Annotated in this window: 17 protein-coding genes; 12 read left to right on the forward strand and 5 right to left on the reverse strand. The window is 37.8% G+C overall.

What is annotated here, in order from left to right:
- Window positions 1–54: 54 nt before the first annotated feature.
- From ccsA to BM107_RS07525, 3 genes are all read left to right on the forward strand, one after another.
- Window positions 55–717: a cytochrome c biogenesis protein CcsA gene (gene ccsA / locus BM107_RS07515; RefSeq protein WP_090981874.1), complete on the forward strand. Its 663-nt coding sequence runs from the start codon at window positions 55–57 to the stop codon at window positions 715–717.
- Window position 718: 1 nt separating this feature from the next.
- A complete protein-coding gene (locus BM107_RS07520; protein ID WP_166672315.1) occupies window positions 719–940 on the forward strand; it encodes a CcmD family protein in 222 nt (73 codons plus the stop codon).
- A gap of 430 nt (window positions 941–1,370) precedes the next feature.
- The gene (locus BM107_RS07525) at window positions 1,371–2,792 is read left to right on the forward strand and encodes a Glu/Leu/Phe/Val family dehydrogenase (protein ID WP_090981877.1); all 1,422 of its coding nucleotides are present in this window, start codon (window positions 1,371–1,373) and stop codon (window positions 2,790–2,792) included.
- A 142-nt stretch (window positions 2,793–2,934) separates the two neighbouring features.
- Here the strand turns inward: BM107_RS07525 and BM107_RS07530 are convergent, their stop codons facing one another.
- The 4 genes from BM107_RS07530 to BM107_RS07545 all read right to left on the reverse strand — a co-directional run bounded on the left by BM107_RS07530 (window position 2,935) and on the right by BM107_RS07545 (window position 8,905).
- A complete protein-coding gene (locus tag BM107_RS07530) occupies window positions 2,935–4,539 on the reverse strand; it encodes a Na+/H+ antiporter (protein ID WP_090981880.1) in 1,605 nt (534 codons plus the stop codon).
- Window positions 4,540–4,645: 106 nt separating this feature from the next.
- The gene (locus BM107_RS07535) at window positions 4,646–6,040 is read right to left on the reverse strand and encodes a hypothetical protein (protein ID WP_090981882.1); all 1,395 of its coding nucleotides are present in this window, start codon (window positions 6,038–6,040) and stop codon (window positions 4,646–4,648) included.
- Between the two features lie 90 nt (window positions 6,041–6,130).
- The gene (locus BM107_RS24630) at window positions 6,131–8,164 is read right to left on the reverse strand and encodes a hypothetical protein (protein WP_090981885.1); all 2,034 of its coding nucleotides are present in this window, start codon (window positions 8,162–8,164) and stop codon (window positions 6,131–6,133) included.
- 60 nt (window positions 8,165–8,224) lie between these two features.
- Window positions 8,225–8,905: a hypothetical protein gene (locus tag BM107_RS07545; RefSeq protein WP_090981887.1), complete on the reverse strand. Its 681-nt coding sequence runs from the start codon at window positions 8,903–8,905 to the stop codon at window positions 8,225–8,227.
- Window positions 8,906–9,159: 254 nt separating this feature from the next.
- Between BM107_RS07545 and BM107_RS07550 the strand changes: the two genes are divergently transcribed.
- The 9 genes from BM107_RS07550 (at window position 9,160) to BM107_RS07590 (ending at window position 16,280) form a co-directional block, all read left to right on the forward strand.
- Entirely contained in the window at window positions 9,160–9,594 is a 435-nt protein-coding gene (locus BM107_RS07550) for a cytochrome c maturation protein CcmE domain-containing protein (protein WP_090981889.1), read from the forward strand.
- A gap of 5 nt (window positions 9,595–9,599) precedes the next feature.
- Window positions 9,600–12,065 (forward strand): heme lyase CcmF/NrfE family subunit, encoded by a 2,466-nt coding sequence (locus BM107_RS07555; protein ID WP_090981891.1) that lies wholly within the window; start codon window positions 9,600–9,602, stop codon window positions 12,063–12,065.
- Between the two features lie 3 nt (window positions 12,066–12,068).
- Window positions 12,069–12,833, forward strand: a complete 765-nt coding sequence (locus BM107_RS07560) for a Rossmann-like and DUF2520 domain-containing protein (RefSeq protein WP_090981893.1) — start codon at window positions 12,069–12,071, stop codon at window positions 12,831–12,833.
- A 40-nt stretch (window positions 12,834–12,873) separates the two neighbouring features.
- On the forward strand, window positions 12,874–13,206 hold the full coding sequence (locus BM107_RS07565) for a 2Fe-2S iron-sulfur cluster-binding protein (RefSeq protein WP_025143142.1): 333 nt from the start codon (window positions 12,874–12,876) through the stop codon (window positions 13,204–13,206).
- 97 nt (window positions 13,207–13,303) lie between these two features.
- Complete coding sequence (gene iscX / locus BM107_RS07570; protein ID WP_090981895.1) at window positions 13,304–13,546, forward strand: Fe-S cluster assembly protein IscX; 243 nt, start codon at window positions 13,304–13,306, stop codon at window positions 13,544–13,546.
- Window positions 13,547–13,623: 77 nt separating this feature from the next.
- Window positions 13,624–14,151, forward strand: coding sequence for a KdsC family phosphatase (locus BM107_RS07575; protein ID WP_090981898.1), 528 nt, complete (start codon window positions 13,624–13,626; stop codon window positions 14,149–14,151).
- A 172-nt stretch (window positions 14,152–14,323) separates the two neighbouring features.
- A complete protein-coding gene (locus BM107_RS07580) occupies window positions 14,324–15,154 on the forward strand; it encodes a universal stress protein (RefSeq protein WP_090981901.1) in 831 nt (276 codons plus the stop codon).
- Between the two features lie 100 nt (window positions 15,155–15,254).
- Window positions 15,255–15,644, forward strand: coding sequence for a Spy/CpxP family protein refolding chaperone (locus BM107_RS07585; protein WP_090981903.1), 390 nt, complete (start codon window positions 15,255–15,257; stop codon window positions 15,642–15,644).
- 69 nt (window positions 15,645–15,713) lie between these two features.
- Window positions 15,714–16,280, forward strand: a complete 567-nt coding sequence (locus BM107_RS07590) for a Maf family protein (RefSeq protein ID WP_090981905.1) — start codon at window positions 15,714–15,716, stop codon at window positions 16,278–16,280.
- 259 nt (window positions 16,281–16,539) lie between these two features.
- On the opposite strand, the gene BM107_RS07595 is transcribed toward BM107_RS07590, so the two are convergent.
- Entirely contained in the window at window positions 16,540–17,454 is a 915-nt protein-coding gene (locus BM107_RS07595) for a Ppx/GppA phosphatase family protein (RefSeq protein WP_090981907.1), read from the reverse strand.
- Window positions 17,455–17,695 lie beyond the last annotated feature (241 nt).

Below are 17,695 nucleotides of genomic sequence, written 5' to 3' on the forward strand. Positions count from 1 at the left end.
ACAAAGAAACATTAACTAATTCAATCATTTAAAATTCGATAATTAAATATAAATATGCATAAAACTTGGTGGAAAATTTTAGGTTCGGTTTTGGTAATTTATACGGCAATTGCAGGTTTATTACTTCACGTACCGCGTTTACCAATATTAAATGAAACGATTAGAAATCTGTATTTTCATGTGCCCATGTGGTTTTCGATGATTGTACTTTTTTCGATCTCAGTCTTTTATAGTATAAAATCGTTGAGTACGAAAAGTGAAATTGATGATATGAAGGCTGTAGAGAGTGTAAATGCAGGAATTATTTTTGGTCTTTTGGGTTTGGTTACCGGCGCCATCTGGGCTAAATATTGCTGGGGAGAATTTTGGAGCTTTGACCCCAAACAAAATTTTGCCGCTATTTCTGTTTTATTATACTTTGCCTATCTCATTCTCCGGAATGCAATTGACGAAGAACAAAAAAGAGCAAAGATTTCTGCCATTTACAATATTTTTGCCTTTCCGATGATGGTGGTCTTGCTTTTTGTTTTACCCCGGCTAAAAGATTCCTTACATCCGGGCAATGGCGGTAACCCTGGTTTTAACAGTTACGATTTGGATAGTCGCATGCGCATGGTGTTTTACCCTGCCTGTTTGGGCTGGATCCTGATTGGCTATTGGGTATATACCATCCGTTTCAGAATACGTACTATTGAGAACAAACAACAACATAACTAAAATGAAGAAAATATTTTTCTCCCTGATATTAATGATGGCTACTATGCAGTTATTTGCACAAGATAATGGCGTAGAAATGGCCGATAGTCTTCGTAGCAATGGAAAAATTTACGTGGTGGTTATCTGCATCGTAATTATTCTGGTAGGTTTGCTCGCATACCTTTTCTCCATCGATAGAAGATTAAAGAAAATCGAAAAAGAAAACCACATCAGTGATAAATAAAGGATCGTAATTGCGATAGTCCGGATAATTTTTCAGAGGAGATCAATATCAGTTGATCTCCTTTTTTATGTCTTGTTTTTTGGTCTGAAATTATGATATTGATAATTTCAGCTGTTTTTTTGTTTATTGATTAATCAGTATCGTAAAAAAACAGACCTGTGGATATTTTTTTTATAATTTTTTTTCGTCAGATTAAGCCACGAAAAAACCTATTAAATTAGTCGTTTTATTCCTGTCGAAGGATGGGTATATAGCTGTTTAAACCTATTTAAATATCGTTTTTGAACAGACCTTCATCATCGGTATAGCGCCTTTTACATGCGCTATATAAGGTGGTGTTAGCTGTACACTAAGTATTTTTGCATTTGGATATGTGCATTTTTTTTAGGCAATTTTGCACCGAAAACTTATTCAATATAAAAAATAAATAATGGCTAATCTAGCAGACGAGAACAAGTTCTTTGCAGATGTTTGTAAGAACTTTGACAGTGCGGCTCAATTTACCAATCATCCTGAAGGTTTATTGAACCAGATTAAAACATGTAATAGTGTATATCGTTTCCAGTTCCCCATCCGCCGTGGAAATGGTTTTGAAGTAATTGATGCCTGGCGCGTAGAACACTCTCACCACATGAGCCCTACAAAAGGGGGGATCCGTTACAGTGAAATGGTAAACGAAGATGAGGTTATGGCGCTGGCTGCCCTGATGACTTACAAATGTGCTATTGTTAACGTTCCATTTGGCGGTGCAAAAGGCGGTATTAAAATCAACACCAAACAATATAGTGTTGCCGAACTCGAAACCATTACCCGTCGTTATACTACTGAATTAATTAAGAAAAACTTTATCGGTCCCGGCATTGATGTTCCTGCTCCTGATTATGGATCTGGTGAACGCGAAATGAGCTGGATTGCCGATACTTATATGACCATGAATCCTGGTCAGCTCGATGCTTTGGGCTGCGTTACCGGTAAGCCGATCGCTTTGCACGGTATCCGTGGCCGTAAAGAAGCTACCGGTCGTGGTGTAGCTTATGCCGTACGTGAATGTGTTGAAGTTGCAGAAGATATGGCTAAGTTAGGCTTTAAAGCCGGTTTGGGCGATAAAAGGGTAATTGTTCAGGGATTAGGTAACGTGGGTTATCACTCTGCTAAATTCTTGTCTGAATTTGGAGCAACCATTGTAGGCCTTTGTGAATTTGAAGGTGCGATTTACAATCCTGATGGATTAAACGTTGATGAGGTTTTTGCACACCGTAAAAACACAGGTTCAATTTTAGATTTTCCAGGTGCCACCAGCTTTAAAAATTCAATGGAAGGTTTAGAGCAGGACTGCGATATCATTGTTCCGGCAGCTTTGGAAAACCAATTTACAGAACTTAATATCCGCAACATTAAAGCGAAAATTATTGCAGAAGGTGCTAACGGACCAACTACACCAGAAGCTGAAGCCATTTTTACCGAAATGGGTGGTATCATCATTCCTGATATGTATTGCAATGCGGGCGGTGTTACGGTTTCTTATTTCGAATGGTTGAAAAACCTTTCTCACGTAGCTTTTGGTCGTATGGAGAACCGCTATGCAGCTAACTCAAATGCGAATCTGATCAATACGTTAGAAAACCTGACCGGTAAAACCATTCTTCCTGAACACCGTTTGATGATTGTTAAAGGCGCATCTGAAATGGAACTGGTTAATTCTGGTTTAGAAGATACGATGATCCATTCGTACCACGAAATCCGTGAAACGTTGATGACAAAACCTGGTACCAAAACATTAAGAACGGCTGCTTTTGTTAATTCGATTGATAAAATTGCGGTTTCTTACATGAATCTAGGTGTTTGGCCATAAGGGCGCAAAGCTGAAAGACTAAAGCTTAAAGCGAAAATCCCTGCAGATGTAACATTTGCAGGGATTTTTTTTACTTGCCAGTTTTGCTTACTGTTCTTTAACAACCAGACGTTTTCTATTTAGTCGGCTTTTAAAACAAGCACTAAGAAATAATACTCAACTCTTCTAAATCCAGCCTCCATTCTTCTTTTCTGATCACTTCGTCATCGTATTTTTTGTTGCGTTTTAAATGATGTAACTCATCGCGCTGAATTTGAATTAAGGCCAGCACGATTTCCCGGTAGGCTTTTAAATCTTCTTTATCAATCTCGCCTCTTCTATAAGCGTGGATATTATCCCTTTTTTCTTTTAAAGCATGTTGTAACTCTGCTTTTAGGTTAACCATTAACTCATTGTGAGTGCATTGGTGCTGATAATCGGCATTTAATTTATCTAAGGAAAGGTCAATCAATTTTAGTTTAATCTGATTTGTCTGCTCCTGTTCCGTTAATTTGCTCTTAGGCTCCGGAATTTTGAGCCATTTGATTACCAGGGGAAGGGTAAGTCCCTGCAAAACCAACGTAATGAAAATGACCACAAAAGTGATGAATAAAATCAGGTTCCTTAAAGGGAAAGCCACCGAATCAGAAATCATAACCGGAATGGAAAGTGCCGCGGCTAAAGATACCACGCCTCTCATCCCCGCGTAAATGATCACTACATATGAATGCCAGGTCATATCCCGGTAACGTATTCGTGTTTTTTTATTAAAGAGCAGTGTTATCTGAGCGGTTGAAACCAACCATATCATGCGGACAAAAAGTGCCAGTATACTAATCCCGAATCCGTAACCGATAGCTTTGGTTATCGGATAGTCAGGCCCCAAGCCGTTTACAATGTCTGGTAGGGCCAGGCCAATTAATATAAATACAACACCGTTGAGCATAAATATTAATGATGACCATACGTTAACCGTTTTTATTCTGGAACTTGAGGTTAAGATGATATGTGATTGACTGGAGAGTAACAAGCCTCCTGATACAACTGCCATTACGCCAGACGCTTCAAAATGCTCGGCAGTGATGTACATAAAGTATGGTGTAAGTAAGGTCAGTACGGTATCAATATTATCGGTTGTTGGTAACCAACGGTGGATCACATAAAAAATGCCGCCAACAGCAAGACCGATTAAAATACCAAGGCCAGCAACAGTAACGAAGCTTACCGCGGCATCCTGCATTACAAATGTGCCGCTAACTATAGTAGCTAATGCAAATTTAAACACAATTAAACTGGAAGCATCATTTACCAAACTCTCTCCTTCCAGTAAAGTACTTACCACCTTTGGAATCTTCATGCCTTTTAATACCGCTGCTGCGGCAACGGCATCTGGTGGCGAAACAATGCCCCCCAATAAAAAACCTAACGCCAGGGTAAAACCAGGTATAAACATTACAGATGCATAAGCAACAGCCACCGAGGTAATAAAAACCAAACCCACGGCCATTAAAAATATACCACCCTTAAATTCCCAAAAGTCTTTCCATGAGGTAAACCAGGCAGCTTCATAAAGTAAAGGCGGTAAAAAAAGCAGGAAAACAAGATCGGGATCAATTTTGATATGTGGAATACCCGGAATAAAGCCAATAAGTAAGCCGGCCAATACCAAAAAAATAGGATAGGAGATTTTGATCTTCTGGCCAACCATTACCAACAGGGTTACGCCTAAAAGTAAAACCAAAATAAGAATCAAATTATCATGAAGCATTTAACATGTTTTTAGGTGATCAACTTACGAATATACCAACGTTTGATTAAGAAAATAAAGAACAGATACAACAGCGTATATATATGCTTTTATTTCGGGAGTGATTTTACTTGCGTGCCGGAATATCAACAGATAAATTAAAATTTAAAGAGCTGTTGAAGCCATTTTTAAACATTTTTAAAAGTTGAATGAGGGCATTGGCATCCTTGTTTAAAAATAAAAGTTCCGATTCAAGTTTAATTTTGTCTTTCCCTGCGCTTTTTGCTTTAATCTCCAACTGACTAAAAGTACCCAGTTTGTCTGCAATCAATGGTATTGATGTTTGTTTAATTAACTTTTTGAAATCTACTTTAAAATAAAAGAAATCAGCAGATGATACCCTTTTTGAATCAGGTTTAGCATCCTTAACGGTAGTGAATAAAACGTTGCCGTTACCGCCTTTAAAATAAACCTGGTACAATGGAATCATTAAACTGCTAATCTTTCCGGTAGATTGATCCAGCGCACCCAGCGATTTCAGATAATTGCCTACTGCCTGATCATCGGCACTCAGATTGACCTTAACCGAAGGAATCTTATGGTCCTGAAGTATTTTTTTCTCCACTTGCTCAAAGTTTTCATTGTATTCGTAGCCTACGATGGTATCTACCTGTGTAATGGTTTTTGTCCATTCAAAATCCATATAATCTTTGTAAAACCTGAAAAAACTATCCTTTGATAGTAACGAAGGATTTACGGTTTGATTTTTTTTAATTAAATCCGGTCTGATTTTTCCGTTTAACCATATACCCACTGTACTTTCGGAATTTAACTTCCGATGCCTGGGTTGTACAGCAGGCTCTATCCATTTATTCTCGAATTCACCGCTGAAATCAATTTTTCCATCTGTAAAATTAATCCTGCTTAAATTTTCTGCATTTTGAAAAGAGAGGTGATCGGAAAGACTGGTCATTTGTGCAAACTTGCTATCACTAATTTTAACCATATTTTTCTGATCCTGGATCTCGTACAGTATGTTTTTTACCGGCTCCTTCGCCATGGTGAAGGCGAAGCTTACAGTTGTTTTGTTAAACAGGACACAAAATGTTGAGTCTGCAGATTGAAAAAAATGGGCATCCTTTTTTAACAATATAAGCTTTTTCTGAATAAAAGTATCAAATGCCAAACTATCGGCTATTTCTAAACGGGTGTAAAAAGTATTTACAGCTTTTCCTTTTAAGTTGTATAGGTAAATGTTTGCGGGGATTTTTAAACCTGTATTTAAATCATTAATCTTTTCTCTGATCCCTTTCTTGTCCGTTCCGGAATATTGACTGGGATGTTTCAGGTAACTAACAGCCAGGGTCTTGTATAGTTCATCTACATTTATTTTTAATAAAGTCTGGGTAGTAACAGGAATTAATATTTTACCGGCCTGGATTTGCCTGTATTTAAACAAGCCAAAATAAAAAACAAGCAGCAATAGAATTATCGCTGCTGTTATTTTTAAAAATTTCTTCATGAGAATGGTTAACTGTATAATTGGTTAACTGTGTCGTAGCCAACCGGAAATTATTAACTGGCCATTGCCAACTGAAAACTGCCAACTTAATTACTTAGCTGCATTTTCAATTAACGAGAATAAATACTTCAAAGCATTTTCGTGGCCGTTCGGAATTTCTGCACTGATATCTGCTGATACCAGCTTCCCTTTGATCGGGTTAGATTTCATGTATACATTGCCCATTTTTTCCAGAGTGCTGTTGAATTTCTTCGCCGTTTCGTCTCCACCCATTTCAGAAGCAGGCACTTTTCCCACCAGGTTTTTAGCATTAAATAAAAAGCTGAAATTGTTTTTGCTCAATAGTTGCTTATGCATTTTATTTAATTTATAACTTCCGTATTGATTGTTTTGAATGCCCTGCATTTCGGTTAAAGAATTGCCAAAAAACACGATACCATCTTTAATTTGTAAATAAACATCAATCGGACTTTTCTTTTCCATTAGTTTATAAATGTTGCCCTCAGCTGTTACGAAATTTTTGTTTATACCGTATTTAATCAGTTTATTAATCAATCTGGTATCATCAGATGAGAACATGAAAAGGAAATCAGGTAACACTTCATTTTTGGTTTTTGTTACTTCTTTTTGTTTGTAATCGTCGTCATACTCGTAAGCGGTATAAGTAACTTCCTTTGTATTTAATCCATTGATTACAAATAATGCGTCGCCCTTGATTACTTTGCTTACGGCTTCTTCGTCTAGCAATAGCGAAATCAGATCGGCACCCAGGTCCATTTCTTCGTCCATTTTAGCCCCCATAAAAGAACCATAGGTTTGTTTCAATAATTTGGGGAATTCTTCCAGGTATGCTTTGGTATCGATTGAATAGCTCATGAAACCAAGTGCTTTCTCGCTGTTCACATATTTCAGAAATTTTTTGTTTAACTTTCTGTTCAGGATTTTTTTATAAGAATCTGCCTGTTCCTGTGATAGTTCTAAGCCTGTGGAGATGCGAAAGCTCTTGTTGTCCATAAAAAGTTTTGCATTCAGGCTGCCGTAACCTTTCATCAAACCTGCTTTACCATAAGTACCAAAACCCGGCGCGATGATATTGTATGCATCCTGAAGGCTTGAAATCCAAAGTTCTGCAATAGCCTTGTCATCTAAACTTGCTGCGTACGATTTATTGTTTTCGATAGATTGATAATTTCCATTGAAAATTTGATCAGCCTGAGCGGTCATCCAAACTAGCGCGAGCCTTTTTTTCTTGGCATCCTGTTCTGCACGTTCTTGCTGATACGTATCATATTGTGCATCAATATTAACTTTGGCGGTTGCAGTAGAATCAACAACTTCTTCGCTGGGATCTGCTTCCATTTCAAACTCGACGTTCTGCGTCCATGTTACTTTCTTTGGTTTAACAGCTTTTTTCTTTCCTGTTTTTTTCTTTATGCTTCTTTTTTTTGATGTTTTGCCAGGAGACGCTTTTTTCTGAACTCTTGCTTTTTCAATAATTGGGGGGGCAGCTACCTCTACCATCGGTTCGGCTGTGGTGGTGTAAACAGTATCTGACACAACAACACTACTATCTGCAATGGCTACATCGTCATAATTGTTCTGAAACCTGATTTCTTTTATTCCATAACGTGCAGATTTGGTAGAATCGGAAAAGAAAGAACTGTTAATGCTGCCTGCTACAAAATAGAGCATGTCGTTATTCCATTTAATTATGCTCGTGCTATCGGGCAAAACCATTGTACGGATATCACCCTGTTGGGTAAATTTTTTCTCTTTGTTTTGAATCAGGCTTTCAAATTTCCTGGCGTCCTTTATCGGGATCAGAAAACAGTTGTAGGTAATACTATCGCTTAACTGGTTAAAGTAATACATGTTTTTCTCCACGTTAATTCCAAAATCTTCTATGCTGGTAAAATTTTGATCAAGTGATTTTGATGTTTCGGTCAGCAATTTCCTGCCCAGAAAAGATTCGTTAAAATCCTTAACAAACATGAGCTTAAAAACATTATCGCCTTTAATGGTAGCCACAGTGAAAGCATTTAAAGGGATTTTTTTAACCAGATCTTGTGCCCGGGTCACATTAAACGATAAAAAAAGGAAGATAGCAATTAGAATTTTTTTCATTTAGATAGATTTTAGAGATAAGCCCATGCATTGCCTGTTCGACAAAATACAGGGGGAAGTTTATTTAGAAAGTTGGATAGTATTGGATACGTTAACTTTTCCATTTATTAAATCGGTAATGCTGCTTTTTAACATGACTGCTTTTTTAGATTTAGATACATTTGATGCCGGATTGCTGCTACTTGTTACAGCCGACTCGAAACGATAGATGCTGGTGTAGGTGGCGCCGTTAAAAACAGATTTGTCTTTTGCTTTTAACTTATTGAATGCTGTTTTGGCATTGCCGATGGCCTGGTATTTACGGCTAAAGGTTTTGCTGGCCTTATTATAGAGGTAAGGTGAAGTATTGGTTGCCTTTATTTTTTGCCTCGCCAGAATGTTTTTGGTGATGTTGTTGATATTGGAAACATCTTTGAAAGAGAAACTAACGGTTGCAATGTAATTATTAAAATCGCTTGTGCTTTTTACATTAGCAATACCTTCAGATTTTTTTAAATAAGCCACGGCTTCGTTTAGTTCCTGCTGTATTTTTTGTTTACTGGGTACTTTGTAACCCTGTACACTATCTAACAGCATGACCGAAGCTACTTTGGTTTTACTTTGACTTAGGTTGATAGTCAGCACAACATCTCCGGTTCCATCGTTTTTTATCGAAATCTCTTCAATTACCTCAAAGCACGAGCTTAAAAGCGGTATCAAAGCAATAAAGAACAAAAGTTTATAAAACTGTTTCAAGTTCATATTAATCCGGTTAATGTTTTACGGTAAAATGCGCAAAGAAATGGTTATCTGAAAGGCCAAACTTAATAATTTCGATACAAACTTTTAAATGATTTCAAATATTCGTTTAGATTGATTATAAATACCTGGTCCGGAAAAAATATTTAGTCTCAAAAATCAGCTGATTGTCAATATAAAGACAAGAAAAATGTAAAAGAATGCTGGCTAAGCCTATTTTTCTATCTTTGTTGCCAGTTTTTACAACCAGTATAACCATGAAAAAAAGTGCCATCATTGGATTGATTACCATCGCAATTTCTGTAGGAATTTTATTTAGCTTGAATGCGAATACTGATACCTATTCTAATTTTAAACAGGCAGCCCTTTCTGAAAAAGAAGAGCACGTGATGGGCTATTGGGTAAAATCGATGGGTACGCATTATGATGCAGTACAGGATGCGAACCGCTTTTCTTTCCATATGAAAGATGAGAAAGGAGAAGTGAGGGAGGTTGTTTACGCAGGTACCAAACCGCAGGATTTCGAAAAATCAGAAAAATTGGTGCTTATCGGTAAAATGGATAAGGACAAATTTTACGCTTCAAAAATTTTAATGAAATGCCCTTCTAAGTATAATGATAATCTGGTAGAGATTAATAAAGATGGCAAAGTAGACACTGTAGGTAAGTACGGCGAGAAAAAATATAACTAATTTTAATGGATATTCAATTTGTAGGCGAGCACCTGTTACCAGGTAAAATCGGGCAGTTTTTTATTGTACTGGCTTTTAGTGCATCATTACTATCAACTATATCGTACTTTTTTGCCAGTCGCGATAAAAACTTAACAGAAAAATCCTGGCGTAACTTAGGCCGGATAGGATATCTGATTAATTTTGCCAGTATTATCTGCATCGGTGCCGTGTTATTCTACCTGGTACTTGGTCATTATTTTGAATACTATTATGTTCAATCCCATTCTTCTAAACAACTTCCGGTATACTATATCATATCCGCCTTTTGGGAAGGACAGGAAGGTAGTTTTTGGCTTTGGGCTTTCTGGCAATCCTTTTTAGGTACATTATTGATCTGGAAGGCTAAATCATGGGAAAGCCCTGTGATGACCGTTGTTGCTTTCTCTCAGGTTTTTTTAACCTCTATGCTTTTAGGTGTAGAGATTTTTGGCGAGCGCATCGGAAGTTCTCCATTTATCCTGTTAAGAGATGCATTAGATTTAAAAGCACAGGCACCTGTAGTTTTTGCAAATCCTGAAAATTATAAAAACTACCTGAAGTTCATTACCGACGGAAAAGGGTTAAATCCATTGTTGCAGAATTATTGGATGGTGATTCACCCGCCAACCTTGTTTTTAGGTTTTGCGAGCATGGTTGTTCCTTTTGCTTACGGGATTGCAGCCTTGTGGCAAAAAAGATATAAAGAATGGATCAAGCCTGCTATGCCATGGACGCTTTTTGCGGTGATGGTTTTAGGAACAGGTATTATCATGGGCTCTTTCTGGGCTTATGAGGCGTTAAACTTTGGTGGTTTCTGGGCTTGGGATCCTGTTGAAAACGCTTCATTGATTCCGTGGTTAACCTTAATTGGTGCAGTACACGTGATGATTGCGTATAAAAATACCGGGCACGCTTATTTCACTGCAATTGCTTTGGTATTCCTAAGTTTTTTATTGGTATTGTATGCGTCTTTTTTAACCCGAAGCGGAATTTTAGGAGATACTTCAGTTCACTCATTTACCGATATGGGGATGTTTGGCCATTTGGTGTTATACAATGTGGTTTTCGCGGTTTTAGCTGTTGCTTTGATTATCAAGCGTTGGAAAGAATTGCCGATCACGACCAAGGATGAGGAAACCTATTCGCGCGAATTCTGGATGTTTATTGGTGCTTTGGTGGTAACCATTGCTTGTATCCAGGTTATTTTTTCTACTTCGGTTCCGGTATTTAACAAGGCCTTTGGTACTAATTTTACCCCGCCTGTTGATGCTGTTAAATATTATAATCAGTGGCAGGCACCTTTCGCAATGGTAATTACCCTGATTTCGGGTTTTTCTCAGTACTTAAAATACAAGAGAACCGATCCGCGCAAATTTTATAGCAGTCTGGTATCTGTAATTGCTTTTTCTATCGTATTAACAGCAGGTTTAGTGTATGTGGCTGAAATTTACACCAATACCATGTACATCCTGATTACTTTCAGCTGTTTATTTGCGGTGCTTTCAAATGCTGGCGTATTGTACCAGGCCTTTGGTGGCAAGGCAAAGTTAGCAGGCTCGGCGATTGCGCATATCGGTTTTGCTTTCCTGATTCTGGGTGCTTTAATTTCTGCTGCTACGAATAAACCTTTATCTATTAATGCCAATAATTTTATTCCGGTAAAGGATTTTGAAAAAACAGAAAAGCCTGGAGAGAATATCATGTTGTATAAAAATGAGCCTAAAAAAATGGGCAAGTACACGGTAACTTATGTTAGCGATACTACTCAGGCTCCAAATACTTTTTATACACTTAATTTTAAGGTTGTAGATAAAGACGGTAAGATTAAGGAAGATTTTAATTTGCACCCTCATACTCAGGATAATGAAAAAATGGGTTTAATTGCTTCTCCTGATACCAAACATTATCTTACCTATGATGTGTACACGCACATTACCAGTGCAGCAGTTAAACAAACTGCTCATGACGATCATGAAGGACATTCTGATGATGAGAATTATAAAGCACCACGTATTGTTAAGGTTTCGGTAGGTGATACCATTCATACCTCCAGCGGAGTGGTTACGGTTAAAGATTTGGATAGAAAACCAACAGCCAAAGATTTAGCACTTGCACAAGGCGATTATGCTGTGGGTTTACCTTTAGAAATTAACGCTGCAGGAAAAATTTATAACACAGAGCCTATTTTCTTAATTAAAGGCAACAATACTTTTGATTTTGCACGTAAGATAGATGAATTAGATCTGAAATTCCGTTTCTCGAATGTATTACCTGATGAGAAAAAAGTAGAGCTTCAAATTTTTGAGAAACCACAACAGGCTAAAGACTGGGTAGTTTTCAAAGCCATAGAATTTCCTTTTATCAATTTATACTGGGCTGGAACCATTGTAATGGTGGTGGGTTTCTTGCTTTCAATTTTCAGAAGGAGAAAAGAGGCCAAAACTGTATAAACCATGAAAATCGTTTTATTGGGGTCGGGTAATGTTGCCACAAACCTGGCAAAAGCACTTAAAGCAAATGGTGAAGATGTAATACAGGTGTACAGCCCGAATTTAGACCATGCAAGATCATTGGCTGATTTAATAGGGGCTGTTGGTATAAACGATCTCACGGAACTTGAACAACAGGCTGATTTGTATATCATCTCGGTAAAGGATGATGCGATTGAAAGCGTTGCAAAATCATTGAAACATGTTACGGGCTTGGTGGTGCATACCTCTGGTACTACCGATATCGATATTTTATCATCACAAGTTCAGCACGCCGGCGTTTTTTATCCCCTGCAAACTTTCTCAAAAGATAGAGAAGTTTTATTTGAAAACGTTCCGCTTTGTATTGAAGCAAACGGCGAAAAGCAATTCATGATTTTAAAAAATCTCGCAGCTAAAATGAGTCGGGAGGTGTATGAGTTAAATGGAGAGAAGCGGAAAGTATTGCACCTTGCGGCGGTTTTTACCTGTAATTTCCCTAATCACCTGTACGCCCTCGCCAATAAAATTTTAAGCCGGAATGAGTTGGACTTCGAAATCATCAGGCCACTGATTGCAGAAACAGCCAATAAGGTAATGAGCAACCTGCCGGGAGATGTGCAAACCGGGCCAGCAATCAGAGCTGACGAAAGTACATTAAATAAGCATTTGAGCATGTTAACTGATATGCCCGAATTGCAGAACATTTATCAAACATTGAGCAATAGCATAAAATTAACGCTGAAATAGCATAATTACGGCTTTTGCTTATTACTTTTGCAAAATAATTATGAGCATTTTTAAACTGAAAATAAATTTTGAAGAAGCAGATCACGAATCTATTGAATTACCAATAGCCGCAGGAGAATCTGTTTTAGATGTTTGCCTTGATAATGGGATCGAATTACAGCACAACTGCGGAGGCGTTTGCGGTTGCAGTACCTGCCATGTGTATGTAACTAAGGGAATGGATAATATCGAAGAGATTTCTGATAAGGAAGAAGACTTTATTGATAGGGCTGTTCGTCCGAAAATTACTTCGCGTTTAGGTTGCCAGTGTGTGGTAATAAACGGCGATATTGAAGTAACCATTCCAGATCAGTCTGGTTTTATGGGACACTAGTTTTAGTCCTGAGTCCAAAGTCCTTAGTCGGTAGTCGATTAGCCAATTTAAATAGTTAACCGATTAACCAATTTCAACAATTAACCAACAAAACAAGATGAATAACGATAAATTTGCTTTACCTTTTTACTGGAATGATTATGAAGACATTGCCATGTCTTTATATGAGAAATTCGGTGATGATTTTACAGAAGCCAGGATCTACCGCGTTCGCTTTACCGAACTTTTAGAATGGGTTTTATCTTTGCCTAATTTTAAAGGAACCCGTGAAGAAAGCAACGAAGGCCATTTGGAGCAAATTCAATCTGCCTGGGTTTACGAATGGAGAGATAACCAGTAACTTAGTTTGGAGTAAAGAGTTTGGAGTCTAGAGCGCCATTCTACTCTTAACTCCAAGCCCCAAACTCCCAGTTAAATATGTTTCTTCAGAAATTAAAAGAAATCACCACTTTCATTTTTGACGTCGATGGAGTGCTTACAGATGGATCAGTTCAGGTTACTGATAGCGGTCAATCTTTACGCACTTTTAACATTAAAGATGGTTATGCCCTGCAGCTGGCCGTTAAAAAGGGCTATAATGTTTGCATTATATCTGGTGGCGATGGTATCGCCATGGGAAAGCGTTTCTTAAATCTGGGTATCACCGATGTTTTCCTGGGGACGGGAGATAAGGTTGCCGTTTTTAATCAGTATCTTCAGGATAAGAACATCACTTCAGGGGAAGTGCTTTACATGGGCGACGATATTCCTGATTTAAAAGTGATGAAACTGGTAGGCCTTCCAACATGCCCGGCTGATGCCGTGGAAGAAATAAAAGCAATATCCACATTCATTTCTCCTTACAAAGGCGGCAAAACTGCTGTGCGTGATATAATCGAAAAGGTAATGAAAGTTCAGGGCAGATGGCACGACGAAAATCCAAATGCTGCCGATTCAGGAAAATAGAATGATTAACCATTGTTGACTTCAATTTGATCGTTACAAAGGTAGAATGACGCTACCATTATAAATCTCTACATCCAAAATTTGCAATACATCACATTATAAACGAAATTTGTTTAATCAATTTAATCAATCGATTGATTAAATTGTGTTTTAAAAACGTAATTTTTATGATATGAGTAAGTACCTTGTACCTGTCGATTTTTCCAAAACAGCCGATCATGCTGCGAAATATGCGGCCAGATTAAGTTTCGCAATGGCGAACGCTAAAATTATACTGCTTAATGCTTATTATGTTTCGACATACGAAAGCATCCTGCCGACCCCGGATTTAATTGTCACCACAGACGAAAATATTGCTGATGAAACGGCACGCAGGCTTGAAGCGCTTGAAAAACTGAAGTTAAAAATGTTGGAGATTAATCCAGATGCGGAAATTGAGGTTTCTTTAACTAGGGAAACCATATTGAGATCAATCATCAATCGGGTTAATAAGGAAGAAATAGATTTGATTATTATTGGCAGCAATGGAAAAAAAGCCAAAGATGAGAGTGATATAGGTTCTAATGCCATTAAAATCTCCAAATCCAGCCCGGTGCCGGTTTTGGTCGTACCGCCTAAAGCCGATTATCATTCTATCCGTAAAGCTGTTTTAGCCTGCGATTTTAAAAAAGTTAAAGAAGTAATGCCTGTACAGTCGTTAAAAAATATCTTAAGCAAACACGCCCTAAAACTTCTGGTACTCAATATCAACTCTGGTCAAGCTATTGACTTGCAGGAAGAACATATTTTACATGAAATGTTAAAAGATTTTTCACCTGATTACCATTACGCCGATCATCAGGATACCATTAAAGGAATTGTAAAATTTGCAAAAAGCGAAGAAGCGCAGTTGATCATTGCACTTCCAAAGAAATATAGTTTTTTTGAAAGCCTGTTGCACGAAAGTGTATCACAGAAGTTAACTATTAAGTCGCACGTACCCGTGTTATTGTTAAAAGATTAGCCTTTTTTTGCAACAGCTAAGTTACATGTTGTCGTTAAACTTTCATTTTCTTTTCCACTCCAATAAACTCAATTTGAACCAAAAATAACAAAAGAACAAAATGAAAAAATTAATGATGATTTGCGGACTAATGCTAGGTATAGCGGGTTTCGCTAATGCACAACAAGGTGGTGGACCAGGTAGAATGATGATGAAACCTGAAGAAAGGGTAAAACTGATGGATGAAAAGTTAAAGTTATCTGATGATCAGAAAACGAAACTCACCGCTGTTTTTACCGAGCAGGCCGAAACCATGAAAAAAATGCGCGAAGAAATGCAGGGTGGTGGCGATCGGGATGCAATGAGAGAGAAAATGCAAAAAATGCGTGCTGATAATGATGCAAAAGTAAATGCAGTATTAACTGATGATCAGAAAAAGACTTACGAAGCCTGGCAAAAAGAACAACGTGCTGAAATGGAAAAACGTAGGCAAGGTGGTGGAAATAACTAATCCTGGTAAAATATCAAATAAGAAAAGCGGCTTTATGTCGCTTTTCTTATTTTAGCAGAAAAATAAAATATGCCAGTTCAGTTTCCGCCAATCATTTTAGCCTCTAAATCGCCCCGCAGGCAAGAACTTTTAACACTTATGGGCTTAAATTTTAAAGTTGAACTGAAAGATGTGGACGAAAGCTATCCTGGTGATTTAAGCCCGGCAGAGATTGCGGTTTATATTGCTGAAAAAAAAGCAAAAGCCTTTACAGCTGATGGCGAAATTGTGATCACTGCTGATACCATTGTGGCCTTAAACGGTGAAATTTTGGGTAAACCAGCGGATAGGAAACATGCACAGGAAATGTTAACTAAGCTATCGGGCAGTAAACACGAGGTTTTTACCGGGGTAACGCTTGCCAGGGAAGGCCAGATCCATTCATTTTATGATCGTACCATAGTTTACTGCAGGGCCGTTACAGCCGCAGAAATTGATTTCTATATCGATCATTATAAACCTTTTGATAAGGCGGGTAGCTATGGCGTACAAGATTGGTGGGGTATTGTCGTAGTGGAACGCATAGAAGGCTCGTATACAAATGTAATGGGCTTGCCAACAGAAAAGCTTTATAATGAACTCCTGAAGTTTATTTAAAAAGCCTTTGTGAAATTTTCTTGAGATTTCATCATATAAGAAAACTACAGCATGAAAACTATAGATTTGATAAAATGATACGTTCATCAATATATAATTGTAAATAAAGTTAAAGGTCGATTCAGAAGTTTTGGAACGAGTTGTCGAAGTATCTCAATTGAATTGAATGTATCATATCAAAGTACTTTCTCCATCTTGTTCTGCTCACTATAGACTAAGTTTAACGCGATATTATAGGCGGAATTATGACTTTTGATATTTACATCATGCTGGCAAGAATCCCCATTTTTAAATCATAGGAAGAGAGCATTAGCCGGTTTATTTTAGCTCTTCCCAATACATAATTCGTAATTAAGGCCGCTATAACGATCATATCAACCCTTAATGGAATGATACCTGGCATTTCTACGCGCTGCTGGTGTGTAGAGTTGATCAGCTTTAATGAAATATCAATATAATCATCATAGTTAAACAGGTACGTTTTTAACTGCTCAACGGCGATATTTTGGTGATGCTTTCCGGAAACCAATTCGGCAAATGTTTCGAATGCACCTGCTGAGCCAATTAACATTTGTGGTTTATATTTTTCGCAGATTGCGAAAAGATCTGTCAGTTGTTGCTGGATGTGAAAAAGGATGTGCTGTTTATCTGTATCGGAAAGAGGATCAGAATTAAAGAATTTTTGCATTAACCTTGCTGCACCGATGTTATAACTTTTCTTCCAGATTAATTTTTCGCTGTCGCACAGAATAAACTCCACACTGCCGCCACCAATATCCATAATTAATGATGGCTGCTGTATAGCACCGCTCAGTTTTACGCCTTGATAAATCAGTTCAGCCTCCTCATCACCGCTAATTATTTCGATCTTTATTCCGGCCTGTTCTTTTACGGCATTAACAAAATCTTTCCCGTTTTCAGCGCTCCTGACGGCTGATGTTGCCGTTGCCCTCACCAAATCAACCTGATAGTTAACAATGGTTTTGCTGAAATCTTTAAGGCAATCAATTCCCCTTTTAAACGCTGCCGGAATGATCGTGTTATCGTTGATTCTCCCTTCTCCTAATTTGACAGGTACATTGGTTTTATATAAAATTTCTGGCTGCTCTTCTGCCGTTTCAGCAATGAGTAGGTGGAAGGTATTGGTTCCAAGATCGATAACGGCAACACGCATATTTTTTGTTTTATTTTTTAGAAAGCAGTTACAGTAATGCTTCGGTTTTGATAGTCCTGCTATCCGTTAAATTTCGTTAATGTTCGTGCTAAATTAAGGTTTAGTAAAGCGAAATACCACTACTATCAGGTTTATTTTATGCGGGTTTGTGGGTTTTAGGCAAAAATAGCCGGGTACCTTCTAAAATGCTGCTTTATTCATATGATCGAAGGAGCCAAATAGTAACATCTAACGCCACAAA

Origin of the sequence: Pedobacter suwonensis (assembly GCF_900111825.1) — a bacterium.
GTDB classification, from domain to species: domain Bacteria; phylum Bacteroidota; class Bacteroidia; order Sphingobacteriales; family Sphingobacteriaceae; genus Pedobacter; species Pedobacter suwonensis.

Coding starts and splice junctions, on each gene's coding strand:
- ccsA (WP_090981874.1), top strand. CDS start 55: ATGCATAAAACTTGGTGGAAAATTTTAGGTTCGGTTTTGGTAATTTAT.
- BM107_RS07520 (WP_166672315.1), top strand. CDS start 719: ATGAAGAAAATATTTTTCTCCCTGATATTAATGATGGCTACTATGCAG.
- BM107_RS07525 (WP_090981877.1), top strand. CDS start 1,371: ATGGCTAATCTAGCAGACGAGAACAAGTTCTTTGCAGATGTTTGTAAG.
- BM107_RS07530 (WP_090981880.1), bottom strand. CDS start 4,539: ATGCTTCATGATAATTTGATTCTTATTTTGGTTTTACTTTTAGGCGTA.
- BM107_RS07535 (WP_090981882.1), bottom strand. CDS start 6,040: ATGAAGAAATTTTTAAAAATAACAGCAGCGATAATTCTATTGCTGCTT.
- BM107_RS24630 (WP_090981885.1), bottom strand. CDS start 8,164: ATGAAAAAAATTCTAATTGCTATCTTCCTTTTTTTATCGTTTAATGTG.
- BM107_RS07545 (WP_090981887.1), bottom strand. CDS start 8,905: ATGAACTTGAAACAGTTTTATAAACTTTTGTTCTTTATTGCTTTGATA.
- BM107_RS07550 (WP_090981889.1), top strand. CDS start 9,160: ATGAAAAAAAGTGCCATCATTGGATTGATTACCATCGCAATTTCTGTA.
- BM107_RS07555 (WP_090981891.1), top strand. CDS start 9,600: ATGGATATTCAATTTGTAGGCGAGCACCTGTTACCAGGTAAAATCGGG.
- BM107_RS07560 (WP_090981893.1), top strand. CDS start 12,069: ATGAAAATCGTTTTATTGGGGTCGGGTAATGTTGCCACAAACCTGGCA.
- BM107_RS07565 (WP_025143142.1), top strand. CDS start 12,874: ATGAGCATTTTTAAACTGAAAATAAATTTTGAAGAAGCAGATCACGAA.
- iscX (WP_090981895.1), top strand. CDS start 13,304: ATGAATAACGATAAATTTGCTTTACCTTTTTACTGGAATGATTATGAA.
- BM107_RS07575 (WP_090981898.1), top strand. CDS start 13,624: ATGTTTCTTCAGAAATTAAAAGAAATCACCACTTTCATTTTTGACGTC.
- BM107_RS07580 (WP_090981901.1), top strand. CDS start 14,324: ATGAGTAAGTACCTTGTACCTGTCGATTTTTCCAAAACAGCCGATCAT.
- BM107_RS07585 (WP_090981903.1), top strand. CDS start 15,255: ATGAAAAAATTAATGATGATTTGCGGACTAATGCTAGGTATAGCGGGT.
- BM107_RS07590 (WP_090981905.1), top strand. CDS start 15,714: ATGCCAGTTCAGTTTCCGCCAATCATTTTAGCCTCTAAATCGCCCCGC.
- BM107_RS07595 (WP_090981907.1), bottom strand. CDS start 17,454: ATGCGTGTTGCCGTTATCGATCTTGGAACCAATACCTTCCACCTACTC.